The 12,148-nt window shown below is 44.7% G+C and carries 10 protein-coding genes and 1 tRNA gene; 8 read left to right on the forward strand and 3 right to left on the reverse strand.

All coding sequences use genetic code 11. From position 1 onward, the window contains the following. Nucleotides 1-69 precede the first annotated feature (69 nt). The 8 genes from INQ51_RS08405 to INQ51_RS08440 all read left to right on the forward strand — a co-directional run bounded on the left by INQ51_RS08405 (nucleotide 70) and on the right by INQ51_RS08440 (nucleotide 9,481). A complete protein-coding gene (locus INQ51_RS08405) occupies nucleotides 70-1,479 on the forward strand; it encodes an MATE family efflux transporter (RefSeq protein WP_233377528.1) in 1,410 nt (469 codons plus the stop codon). 12 nt (nucleotides 1,480-1,491) lie between these two features. Continuing rightward, on the forward strand, nucleotides 1,492-2,547 hold the full coding sequence (gene rsgA / locus INQ51_RS08410) for a ribosome small subunit-dependent GTPase A (RefSeq protein ID WP_233377529.1): 1,056 nt from the start codon (nucleotides 1,492-1,494) through the stop codon (nucleotides 2,545-2,547). Between the two features lie 61 nt (nucleotides 2,548-2,608). Next, nucleotides 2,609-3,085, forward strand: a complete 477-nt coding sequence (locus INQ51_RS08415; RefSeq protein ID WP_233377530.1) for a DUF4199 domain-containing protein — start codon at nucleotides 2,609-2,611, stop codon at nucleotides 3,083-3,085. A gap of 170 nt (nucleotides 3,086-3,255) precedes the next feature. Then, the gene (locus INQ51_RS08420; protein ID WP_233377531.1) at nucleotides 3,256-4,329 is read left to right on the forward strand and encodes a DUF2891 domain-containing protein; all 1,074 of its coding nucleotides are present in this window, start codon (nucleotides 3,256-3,258) and stop codon (nucleotides 4,327-4,329) included. 112 nt (nucleotides 4,330-4,441) lie between these two features. Next, on the forward strand, nucleotides 4,442-5,233 hold the full coding sequence (locus INQ51_RS08425) for an SDR family oxidoreductase (RefSeq protein WP_233377532.1): 792 nt from the start codon (nucleotides 4,442-4,444) through the stop codon (nucleotides 5,231-5,233). Between the two features lies 1 nt (nucleotide 5,234). Continuing rightward, nucleotides 5,235-6,842, forward strand: a complete 1,608-nt coding sequence (locus INQ51_RS08430; protein WP_233377533.1) for a M1 family metallopeptidase — start codon at nucleotides 5,235-5,237, stop codon at nucleotides 6,840-6,842. 145 nt (nucleotides 6,843-6,987) lie between these two features. Then, nucleotides 6,988-8,235 carry a pyridoxal phosphate-dependent decarboxylase family protein gene (locus tag INQ51_RS08435; RefSeq protein WP_233377534.1) on the forward strand — a complete coding sequence of 416 codons (1,248 nt, stop codon included), beginning with the start codon at nucleotides 6,988-6,990 and terminating at the stop codon, nucleotides 8,233-8,235. A 325-nt stretch (nucleotides 8,236-8,560) separates the two neighbouring features. Beyond that, nucleotides 8,561-9,481, forward strand: coding sequence for a hypothetical protein (locus INQ51_RS08440; RefSeq protein ID WP_233377535.1), 921 nt, complete (start codon nucleotides 8,561-8,563; stop codon nucleotides 9,479-9,481). A 19-nt stretch (nucleotides 9,482-9,500) separates the two neighbouring features. On the opposite strand, the gene INQ51_RS08445 is transcribed toward INQ51_RS08440, so the two are convergent. From INQ51_RS08445 to INQ51_RS08455, 3 genes are all read right to left on the reverse strand, one after another. Beyond that, complete coding sequence (locus tag INQ51_RS08445) at nucleotides 9,501-10,082, reverse strand: hypothetical protein (protein WP_233377536.1); 582 nt, start codon at nucleotides 10,080-10,082, stop codon at nucleotides 9,501-9,503. 302 nt (nucleotides 10,083-10,384) lie between these two features. Then, complete coding sequence (locus INQ51_RS08450; RefSeq protein WP_233377537.1) at nucleotides 10,385-11,728, reverse strand: serine dehydratase subunit alpha family protein; 1,344 nt, start codon at nucleotides 11,726-11,728, stop codon at nucleotides 10,385-10,387. A 191-nt stretch (nucleotides 11,729-11,919) separates the two neighbouring features. Continuing rightward, a tRNA-Tyr gene (locus tag INQ51_RS08455) sits at nucleotides 11,920-12,000 on the reverse strand. Nucleotides 12,001-12,148: the final 148 nt, after the last annotated feature.

Raw genomic sequence — 12,148 nt, forward strand, 5'->3', positions numbered from 1 at the left:
ATTCAAATTATAAGTATTTAATTCCATCTATTTTTTCACATGTTATCAATTAAGTCAACAATTGTGTCTTTGCGTCGGATCAAAGATATTGATTATAAAACCCTTTGGCAGGATATTAAAGAAGCCATCGCAGGAACGGAGCGCGACTTCACCGAAACCAGTACGGGCAAAGCTATTTTTATTCTGGCTGTGCCCATGGTTCTCGAAATGTTTATGGAGTCGATCTTTGCCATTGTCGACATCTTTTTTGTTTCAAGGCTGGGAGCCAACGCGGTGGCCACCGTTGGGCTTACCGAATCGGTTATGACCATTATTTATGCGGTGGGCAGTGGACTGGCCATGGCTACTACGGCCCTTGTTTCGCGCCGGATTGGGGAGAAGAAACAAAAACAGGCGGGAGTGGTTGCTTTCCAGGCCATTTTGGTGGGTGCCATCGTATCGGTATTGATCGCCATTCCGGGAGTTATTTTTGCCAAAGACTTTCTGCGGCTAATGGGCGGTACCGAAGAAGTGATCAACGAGGGCTACATGTACCCGGCCATCATGTTTGGCGGCAACCTCATCATTATGCTGCTGTTTATTATCAATGCCGTTTTTCGCAGCTCGGGCGATGCGGCCATTTCCATGCGTGTTATGTGGCTGGCCAACATCATCAACATTATACTCGACCCGCTATTGATTTTTGGCTATGGCCCCTTCCCCGAGCTGGGTGTAACCGGGGCTGCCATTGCCACCACCATTGGACGGGGAATTGCAGTAATCTACCAGTTTTACCTGCTGTGGAGCGGAAAATACCGGATCAAATTGTACTGGGACAGCGTGAAAGTTAAGTTAAGCGTAATGTGGAAACTTCTTCGGATTTCGGGAGGAGGAATTCTGCAAAACCTGATTGCCACTTCTAGCTGGATTCTGCTAATGCGCATTATTGCCGTATTTGGTGCCGATGCCATTGCGGGTTATACCATCGCCATCCGCATCGTAATTTTCCCTTTGCTGCTTGCCTGGGGATTGAGCAATGCCGCCGCTACCCTTGTGGGGCAAAATCTGGGTGCCAACCATCCCGAACGTGCCGAACGATCGGTATGGATAGCCGCTTATGCCAACGTGGTTTTTATGGGAATAATCGGAGCCTTGTTTGTATTTTTCCCCGATTTCTGGATAGGCGTTTTTGTGGAAGAAGGTGCCGTCATGCAAAACGGAATTCTTTCGCTGCGCATTATCAGTCTTGGATTTCTCTGTTACGCGATGGGCATGGTGCTGATGCAGGCCTTTAACGGAAGCGGTGATACGATCACCCCAACGAAGATCAACTTTTTTTGTTTCTGGCTCTTTGAAGTTCCCCTCGCCTATGTACTGGCGGTTACACTTGGAATGGGACTGGCAGGCGCTGCCACATCCATTGTGGTGGCCGAGACACTTCTCGCCTTGCTGGCCCTTTATCTTTTCAGAAAAGGAAAATGGAAATTCAAAAAAGTATAGGAGAATAGCCCTATGAAATTACCAGGATTCTCAGAAAAAATGGCCGGATTGATCGGATCAGTGGATTCGTCGGAGCTGGCACGGGTAATCATCGAACACAAAGAACGATACATAGTACAAACCGAAGCAGGCGTTTACCAGGCAGAAATAACGGGGAACATCCGTTTTTCTGCCCGGTCGCGCGCCGACTTCCCTGCTGTTGGCGACTGGGTAAGAATTACTCCGATGGATGCGCAAAATGCCATTATACTGGAGGTTTTTCCCCGGTATTCTTCCCTCTCACGACAGGCAGTTGGAAAACAAGCCGACATACAGATTATCGCCAGTAACATCGATGTAGCTTTTATTGTGCAATCGGTCGGGCACGATTTCAACATCAATCGCCTCGAAAGATACCTTGCCATTTGCTATTCGGGGAAGATTGAACCGATGATCCTTCTCACCAAGATCGACCTCATCGCTCAAAATGAAATCGATTCTTTAGTGGAAATGACCCGGAAACGGCTGCCCAATGTAAAACTGATCGCCATCAGCAGTGAAAGCCGAACAGGTTACAACACCCTGAAAGAAGCGATGCAAGCCAATGTTACCTATTGTTTTGTGGGTTCTTCGGGCGTTGGAAAATCGACCATTATCAATCATCTTTCCAACCAAGTGAAACTCACCACCTCGGCCATCAGCACCAGCACGCAAAAAGGGAGGCACACTACCACGCACCGCGAGTTGTTTGTACTCGAAAACGGCAGTATTGTAATCGATACGCCGGGGATGCGCGAGCTGGGAATGACCGACGAAAGTTCGGGGATCGAACTCACCTACGACCAGATAACTGAACTCTCGAATTCGTGCAGGTACGACGACTGCTCGCACACCGGAGAAAAAGGATGCGCCGTGCTCGCAGCCATTCAGAACGGTGAGCTTTCGGAAGAAACCTATGAAAACTATCTGAAACTAAAACGCGAGCAGCAACATTTCTCAAGTACCATTCATGAGAAGCGACAAAAAGGAAAAGAGTTCGGAAAAATGGTTAAAGCGGTGATGAAAGAACACAAAAAGAATAAATACTGATGTCCCTAAAAAATTCTGTTGTAATTTGTAGGAAGCTTTTAATTCTGAAAAATGCATTCTTATGAAAAAAGTCGGAATAGAAATTAAGTGGGCCTTCATTTTCATCCTGGTCATGCTTCTTTGGATGGTAGCAGAACGCATTACCGGCCTTCACGACAAAAACATCGAATACCACTACCTCGTAACCAATTTCTTTGCAGTGGCAGCCATTGCCGTTTATGCACTGGCTTTGCTCGATAAACGCAAAAAAGACTTTGGCGGGAAAATGAACTGGATCCAGGGATTTATTTCCGGCCTTATCCTCACATTGGGAATCACCGTTCTTACACCAGTTGCCCAGTACATAACGCTGGAAGTGATCACGCCACATTACTTCGAAAACATGATCGCCTTTGTGGTTGAAAAAGGGCAAATGAGCCGCGAAGAGGCAGAAGCTACCTTTAACCTGCAGTCGTATATGGTCGAAAGCACGATGTTTGCCCCGCTGATGGGATTGTTTACTTCTGCCATTGTGGCCATTTTTACCCGTAAGAAATAAAGAGCTCTAAAATTGGAAATGTGGACAGGAAGCTTTAAGAAATGATTCCGAATAAAAAGAAGCCTTTATTCTTTTGTCAAAAAGAAACAACGCGCGTTGAACGACAAATACAGGAAATGATTTTAGCTTTCATGAATTAGTTCTATTTTCATCGACAAAATACAATACCCATGAAAGTCTGCATTTCAAGTGTCACCCTGTTTCTTATTTCAGTTGCTGCGATGGCCCAGTCCGCTATCGAATTCGACCAAAAGAAAGCCGAATACCTGTATCATTTCGCTTACGAATGCATCGACCAGGAATATCCGAATAAACCCGGAGGCGTGTTGGGCGACGACAGTTTTTTAATGCCACCACGCGAAATTCACCCGGCTTTTTACGGATGTTTCGACTGGCACTCGTCGGTTCACGGACACTGGACTTTGGTTACTCTCCTCTCCCGCTTTTCTGATTTTGAACACCGGAATGAAATCATCGCAAAACTTCGGAAAAACCTTACCCGCGAAAACATCCTGGAAGAAATTGAATATTTCAACGACGGGCAAAACACCACATTCGAGCGCACTTACGGTTGGGCCTGGCTGCTGAAACTTGACGAGGCCCTTCGCGAATGGGAAACACCGGAAGCAAAAGAAATGCAGGAAAACCTATCGCCACTGGTAGCCGTGATCTCGGAAAAATTTATTGAGTTTCTCGAAAAGCTAAAATACCCGATCCGAATCGGGGAACACAGCAACATCGCTTTCGGAATGTCGTTCGCCTACGATTGGGCAGAAAAATACCATCCGCAGCTGGCTGAAGAGATTCGAAAGAAAGCCATGGAATATTACATCAACGATTGCAAATGCCCGCTGACATGGGAGCCCGGTGGTTTTGATTTTCTGTCGCCCTGTTTGCAGGAAGCCTCATTGATGCAGAAAATAACGCCCAAAAAGGAATTTGAAAAATGGATGAAGAAGTTTCTTCCGGGTTTTGAAAGGAATCCGGCGAAATACATACAAATTGCGGAAGTGACCGACCGCAGCGATGGTAAACTCGCACATCTCGACGGCTTAAACTTTAGCCGCGCCTGGTGCCTCTTTGAAATGGGACACGGATTAAACAATCCCAAAATGATGGAACTGGGAGTGGCGCATTTTAATTACAGTTACGAAAAAATGGATTCGGGCGAATATGCCGGGGCACACTGGCTGGCCTCTTTTGCAACGTACGCCTTGGAAAAGTATGAAGGAATGAAGGATTGAGGGATTGAATGAATGCTTGAATGCGAAAATGCTTTAATGGGATGGAATACAAAACATATTCATGAAAGGTCAGACTTTGAACATTGAACGCTGAACGTTAAACTTAACAAGTATGGATTTACAATTACAGGATAAAATCTTTATGGTAGCCGCATCGAGCAAAGGGCTTGGATTTGGCATCGCACAGGAACTGGCCCGAAACGGAGCCACGGTTTGTATTGCCAGCCGCACGGAAGCCGATGTGGAGAAAGCAGCGGAAAAGCTTCGTTCGAAAACCGGGGCTAACGTTTATGCTTCGGTGGCAGATATGGCAGATCCGGATTCAATTCGGAACTGGATATCCGATGTTACACTGGCTTTTGAGCAAATCGATGGATTGGTGGTAAACGCAGGCGGTCCGCCTCCCGGGAATTTCGACGACTTTGACGACCAGCACTGGGAAGCTGCGTTTAACCTGACGCTGATGAGTGCCGTTCGCCTGATTCGCGGCGTACTTCCAGCCATGCGCACCAGTGGCGGAGGTTCCATTCTCACCATCACTTCCCTCTCGGTGAAAGAGCCCATCAACGGACTGTTGCTTTCCAATGTTTTTCGCTCGGGAGTTACGAGTCTTGTAAAAAGCCTGTCGAATGAGTTGGCAGCCGAAAACATCCGGGTAAACAACCTGGTTCCCGGCCGAATAGATACCGACCGGGTAAAAGCCCTTGATCAAAATATTTCAGAAAAATCGGGAGCAACAGCACAGCAAGTGAAAGAAAAGTTTGAAGCAAGTATTCCGCTCGGAAGATATGGCACTGTTGAAGAATTTGGGAAAGCAGGCGCTTTTCTGCTTTCTCCGGCAGCATCGTACATCACCGGAGTAAGTCTTGCAGTGGATGGTGGAATTTTAAAAACGGTCTGGTAACATGCGCATTTCATCCATCCTGTTTTCGCTCTGCTTTGCTTTTTTTCTTTTTCAGGCAAAGGCCCAAAATCACCAGCAGCGATTTGAAAGCCTTGACGTGCAGCATTATCGTTTTGAAATTACGATCAACGACGACAACAACCGGATCGCAGGAAACACAAATATCCTCCTCCATTTTCTCAAAAAGACCAACGAAATTCAACTCGATCTGGATGCTTTTGATCCCTCCTCCGGCAAGGGCATGAAAGTGGAAAAAGTTTTCGCAAATTCTGCAGAAGCGAAGTTCATTCAAACTAAAAAGCAGCTGCTTATCAATTCCGGCAAGGAAATAAATGTAGGAGAAACACTTGAGTTGACGATCGAATACTCCGGGGTTCCGGCCGACGGGCTGATTATTGACCAGAACCGTTACGGAGACCGCACTTTTTTTGGCGATAACTGGCCCAATCGCGCGCACTACTGGCTGCCTGTCGTTGACCATCCTTCGGACAAAGCCACGCTGGAATTTGTTGTAAAAGCGCCCGGTCATTACAAAGTCGTCTCCAGCGGCAAACTCGTTGAAGAGAAAGGACTGGACAATCATCAAATACTTACGCACTGGGAAGAAAAAGTTCCTTTATCTACCAAAGTAATGGTATTTGGCGCCGCCGATTTTGCCGTAGGAAACGATACCGTTTGGAACCAGATTCCGGTTAATTCTTGGGTATTTAAGGAAAACCGGGAAAAGGGTTTTCGCAACTACCGCTATGGCACAAAAGCGCTCGAATACTTTTCTGCATTGATCGGACCTTATTCGTATGAAAAGCTGGCGCATGTTCAATCCAAAACACGTTATGGTGGAATGGAAAATGCCGGCTGTATTTTTTACAACGAAAACAGCGCCATCTCCGACAAAAGTCAGGAAGACTTGTTTGCACACGAGGTGGCACATCAATGGTTCGGAAATTCGGCCACCGAGGAAAACTGGCACCACGTTTGGCTTAGCGAAGGTTTTGCCACTTACCTTACGCATGTTTACAACCAGCACTTTTACGGAGAAGAAATGTTCCGGAACGGACTGAAAAAAGACCGCGCGCGGGTAATCGGGTATTTTCACCGTCATCCTGCCCCGATCATTGATACCACCGTTACCGAATACATACAGCTGCTGAATGCCAACTCGTACCAAAAAGCCAGCTGGTTTTTACACATGCTGCGCCACAAACTGGGCGATGATGTTTTTTTTGCCGGACTAAGAAACTACTACTGTGAATACCAAAACAAAACGGCACTTACTTCCGATTACAGAAAAGTAATGGAAGAAACCTCGGGCGAAAATCTCGAAAGCTTTTTTGCCCAATGGCTTCGGCAAGCCGGGCATCCGCTTATTGACTGGAACTGGCAACAAACATCGGACAAAACCATCGAAATAAACATCAAACAGACTCAAAAGCAAGCTTTGTTCAGCTTTCCGCTTGAGTTAAAACTATACTACGAAAATGGCGGGTTTGCTACTTTCCGGATTGATGTTTCAGACTCAACCACCCAACAAGTTTTACAGGTAAGCGGAAACGTCCGCGACATTGAATTAGACCCGGAAGTAAAATTGCTTTTTGAAGTGGCCAACTAACATTCAAAAGGCATTGCCCCTGTGAAACTCTTCGGATCATGTCAAGAGAAAGGCAATTTTATTCAATTTTTAAGGTGTAAATCATTGAATCAAAAATCGACAAAAAGTACATTTGTCGGGATTACATGCTGAAAAACAAATTTATATGCAATACTGGAAGAAACTAACCCGAAACGAAATCAACCAACGCGTGGATGAAGCGCTGAATCAAAACGTCGATTACCACGAACGAACCATCCTGGGAATTCCGGCCTCCCACCTCGACGAAACCGTATTTAACAGAGACGCTGCGTTTCAGAACAATGCGCCTTTTCTTAAAACAATGGTAGACAATCCCAACCACATTGGTTGCCATACAATGGGTGAATCGGAGCCTTTTTTTGCCGGCACCCAAAAGCTGGAAAAGGAACTGATCGGAATTGTGGCGGAAGATATTTTACTGTGCCCGGCCGGACAGTACGACGGATATGTAGCTTCGGGCGGCACCGAGGCCAACATTCAGGCCATATGGATCTACCGGAACCTATTTAAAAGAAACCACGGGGCTTCGTACAACGAGATTTGTATTCTCTGCTCCGAAGATTCGCACTATTCTATGCACAAAGCCGCCAACCTGTTGAACCTGGATCTTGTGCAGATTCCGGTTACCGACGACACCCGCGAAATCACCCGCCAACAGGTAACAGCAAGCATTTCGAAAGCCATTTTAAGTGGTAAAAAATATTTTATTGTGGTAGCTAACATGATGACCACCATGTTTGGGTCGGTTGACGATGTTACCATCTATTCGGAAACGCTGGAGGCTGCCGGTGTTGATTTCAAAATTCATATCGACGGAGCCTTTGGAGGCTTTGTTTATCCCTTCAGTACCGACAACGATCGGATGACCTTTAAAAACCCGCACATTAGTTCGGTAACACTCGATGCCCACAAAATGGTACAGGCGCCGTTTGGCACAGGTATTTTTGTGGCCGGGAAAGGCCTTATCGACTATGTGTTTACCAACGAGGCACAATACGTACACGGACTGGATGCAACGCTTATCGGAAGCCGCTCGGGCGCCAATGCCATTGCTGTTTGGATGATTCTGCAAACCTATGGACCGCACGACTGGTTTGAGAAAATCCACATTCTTAATTACCGCACCAACTGGTTGTGCAGACAGCTGAAAGAAATCGGGATTGACTTCTATCGTCACCCAAGTTCGAACATCGTAACCATCCGTGCGAAACACATCAAGCCCGAGCTGGCCCATAAATACGGGCTTGTACCCGATCAGCACAACGACAATGCCCGCTGGTACAAAATAGTAATGATGGAACATGTGCACGTGGATCATTTAATGCCATTTGTGGAAGAACTCAAAAAAGAGAAAGAGAACGAATCTTTATAATTATGACCTCTGTTGTCGAGGTAAAATATTTACAGAAGAACAGATGGGGCTGTCTCAAAAGTTCTCTTGTGTTAGATTGATGTTACAATTTGTAAGTAACCACCAGGGTTTTTCACCCCTAAATCCCCTGTAGGGGACTTTAAGCCTTCCGTCAGCTGACGGAGAGGTTTGGAGGGGTAAAATGAAAGTCGATTATAAATTGTAAGTTTCTTTTAAAACAGCTTGCCTTTTTGGACAGCCTCATCCAAAAGATTAACCAGACGGGAATTATTTCATTTATCATAAAGCAATAAAAGACAGCATATTTACGTTTTTCATAGAAAAAATGGCCCAAAGATTTGTACTGATCCTTTTGCTTCTTTTTTCGATAGACACTTATGCACAAAATCAATATTTGCCCGAAATAAATTTTATTGAGGCGGAAAAAGTTCAAATCCGCCTTTCCTACAACCAAGCCAGAAACAGCACTTTTTTCAGTGCATACAACGAAGCCGAATATCCTGTATTTATTCATATTAGTTTCAAGGAAGTCAGCAGACTTTCCTTTTTCGAGGAACAGCCTTACATCAAAAAAATTCCTCCCGGTTTTACCGATCTATTCGTTTTGGAGCAATCGCACGAGCGAAATCTCCCCCGGTTTCCGTTCGAGTTTAAAGTGTATCCTTCGAATCCCCTGGTTGATCTAAACCTCGATTTTCCTTATCTGCTTCCGTTTCGCGAAGGAGAAGCAGCGGTTCCGCAGAAAGTTGATACCTCCGATAAGGTACTCTCTGTAATTCCCAATAGAGAGGATGGATTTTTTTATGCTTTTCTTGCGATTCCGGGGCAAGAGATATGTGCCTCCAGAAAAGGTGTTGTGGTGGATATTTTTTCGAACTTAAATGAAGAACCGGAAGATGGATCAACGAAAGAATACTCCTATATTACCTTGCTCCATGATGACGGAACCCTTGCGACATATTTTAATGCGACAAGCGAAAACAAGCCGTTAAAACTTAATCAGACCATCTACCCGGGCGATGCGTTTTCCAGTCTTAATGAAGTATCTGACCGGTTAATAGTGGCCGTTTATTACAATCGTTTATTCTCCAACGATTACATTTTTTTAAGTCCCAAATTTCATTTATCGAATGCCAATTCCAATTCGCTGGAAATAAACAAGGAGTACACCGTTGTTCATCCCAAGGAAATCCGGGAGTTGGAGATGACCAAAAAGGAAAAGAAAAAGCTTAATGGGAAAGCATAATCGAACCTGTTTTTTCGGTTTATTTTAACCGGTATGCAATTCCAAATGACAAATTAATTACTGACACCCGCGGGTCCTCGTCTCGCTGAATATCCAAACGGGTGTTAAAAGTCTCCAGGTTCATCATCAAACACCATTTTTGAACAAAATTATAGCGCAGCATTATTCCGACTTCGTAACCAGAGCCTGTAGCTTCTGCTGTTTCGGAATAGTCAAAACTTCTTCTTAGTAGAACAAAACCAAACATACCTTTAAAGTCCAGATCAAATTTATCGCTTAACGGAACCGAAAAGAGCGGGCCAGCCATTAAAGCTCCGGCACTCCACATTCCATCGACACTCATTTGGTCGATCGGATTTGCAATACCAAACCATCCTGCGGTAATTCCCACATTCCCCCAAAGCTTGTATCCAAAATTCAAGAGGCTAATGTTTACGCCGGTTTTAGCAAAACCATCCGAGTACTGTTCGCTACTAGCAAAGCTTCCATAAGGAAATGAGGGACCGATCATCATTCCGAGATAGCCTTTCCGCTCACCATCCTGTCCCATTGTGCTCATGGTCAGCAATGCAATAAACACTACAAAAACAATCTTTTTCATAATGAATTTATTTTAAAGATTTGACAAAGGATAATTTCAGAGAAAACGTTGAATCAGAAGGTAATTCAGCACATCGTATACGGCTAAAACATAGGATAGTTGTGAAATGGAACAAGATTATTTACTGGGCAGGACGAAACAATAAAATAACCATTCAGAAATCATGTGGAATAAATTTTTGACGTATGAATCAGACCTGTTGACTCATTAGAAAGCATAACATCGAACCGAAATTGGAAATAGCTTCATGTAAAATTCTGTTGAACTCAAGGTTAGTTCCCGGTTATAATCGTAGCAGTTTTTTATTCTCCCAACATGATACGAATGATCTCTTTATCGGTTTCTTTCATCCCGATGCGGCCAAGGCGACCAATACTTTGAATAGTATTTTCAACACCTTTCTGGATAATTCCATCACCTCCGTAAAACTGTTGACCGTTTTTATACATATGAAAGCCTAATATACCGGCTTCCACTGCTGTGGCAATTTTTCCGGCACACGATGGTTTGGCTCCATCGCATACTATTCCCGACACAATTGCCAAAGCGTTAACAATGGTATGTGCCACTTCTTTAAAACCTCCACCATGTAACCAGGCAATTCCGGCACCGGCGCCAACACCCGCCGAAATGGCCCCGCAGTAAGCAGACAGGCGGCCAATGCCTGTTTTCTGATGAATGGTAACAAGATTCGAAACAATTAGTGCACGGTACAAGGTTTCCTGATCAACCTTCAGTTCCTTCGCATATTCGATCACCGGAACCGAAGCGGCAAGTCCCTGGTTTCCACTACCAGAAACAATTACAACAGGAAGTTCGCAACCACTCATTCTGGCATCAGAACCGGCAGCAGCCATCGCTTTTGCTCTTACCTTTATATCATCGGTGTCCCAGGCCTGCAACAACACTGTCCCTACATTGGCTCCCCAATTTCCGTGTAATCCTTTTTCGGCAATTGCCGAGTTATAACCAATTTGTCTCTGCAAAAGATCTTCTACCTCCGATAGCTCTACAGATGCGGCAAAATCAAGAATATCTTTTACATTCATTATTGAACGATCGGTCTTGTTCTCAGCACTTACATCGTCACAAGGCTGGGTATGGTATACAACCTCCTCATCTTTTGTGATCCGGACGATATTTGTATGATAATGCGAGATTTGAACAGAAACGGAGTTTTTACCATGGAAAACAGAAACAATAAGGTCGAAAATCAATCCACTTTTCGAGGCAACAACAGTTACCTCTTTGGTTGACAAATATTCTGCTATGGCTTTACGCGCATCATCGTCGACATCTGAAATAACTTCCAATACCTTATCAGCGTCACCTGCAACAATACCTGCCACGGCAGCTGCTTTAATCCCTTTAAGGTTGCCGGTATTCGGAACCACAACGCTCTTTACATTTTTGATGATGTTATCGCTTGCTTCCACATAAACACGTTCGGGTAATTTTTCAAGCACCTTGCGTGCCATAGCTGCGGCATAAGCGATGGCAATCGGTTCGGTACAGCCCATGGCCGGCACAAGCTCTTCGTGTAAAATGCTTATATAGGAAGAATAACGTTTGTCATTTTTGCCCATCAACTCCGTTTTTTCATATTGAGCCTGTGTCAAACAGGCACATTCGCATCGATCCGTCATCTTAAGTATTTTACGAGGCGGCAAAAATAGAATACAAATGCATATCGTAAAATGATTTGCTGACAATCTTATTGCCAACAATGCTTTTACGGACAAACTGCAGGTTTTACAATTGAACGTGAGTTCGAGGTAATAAATGGGCAAAAAAAAATCGCAACCGATAAATATCAGTCGCGATTTTAACTTACGGGTGGGAAGAGCAGGATTCGAACCTACGAAGGCTGAGCCAACAGATTTACAGTCTGCCCCGTTTGACCGCTTCGGTATCTTCCTGTCTAACTGCACATTACACGAACACTAAATAGAATAATTCTCTCTCGTGAAAAAGAGTAATTATTAACTGTTTTGGCTTGAAAATGACACGTGTTGTGCAAATGTTGTGCAAGGAAATGCACCTAAGATGCCCTATTTGTGGGATTT

The organism is Maribellus sp. CM-23, assembly GCF_021354595.1.
In the GTDB taxonomy this organism is placed as follows: domain Bacteria; phylum Bacteroidota; class Bacteroidia; order Bacteroidales; family Prolixibacteraceae; genus Draconibacterium.

Bases quoted from the DNA above. Each gene is read 5' to 3' on its own strand.
- INQ51_RS08425 (WP_233377532.1), top strand. From the start codon at position 4,442: ATGGATTTACAATTACAGGATAAAATCTTTATGGTAGCCGCATCGAGC.
- INQ51_RS08445 (WP_233377536.1), bottom strand. From the start codon at position 10,082: ATGAAAAAGATTGTTTTTGTAGTGTTTATTGCATTGCTGACCATGAGC.
- INQ51_RS08415 (WP_233377530.1), top strand. From the start codon at position 2,609: ATGAAAAAAGTCGGAATAGAAATTAAGTGGGCCTTCATTTTCATCCTG.
- INQ51_RS08430 (WP_233377533.1), top strand. From the start codon at position 5,235: ATGCGCATTTCATCCATCCTGTTTTCGCTCTGCTTTGCTTTTTTTCTT.
- INQ51_RS08450 (WP_233377537.1), bottom strand. From the start codon at position 11,728: ATGACGGATCGATGCGAATGTGCCTGTTTGACACAGGCTCAATATGAA.
- INQ51_RS08440 (WP_233377535.1), top strand. From the start codon at position 8,561: ATGGCCCAAAGATTTGTACTGATCCTTTTGCTTCTTTTTTCGATAGAC.
- rsgA (WP_233377529.1), top strand. From the start codon at position 1,492: ATGAAATTACCAGGATTCTCAGAAAAAATGGCCGGATTGATCGGATCA.
- INQ51_RS08420 (WP_233377531.1), top strand. From the start codon at position 3,256: ATGAAAGTCTGCATTTCAAGTGTCACCCTGTTTCTTATTTCAGTTGCT.
- INQ51_RS08435 (WP_233377534.1), top strand. From the start codon at position 6,988: ATGCAATACTGGAAGAAACTAACCCGAAACGAAATCAACCAACGCGTG.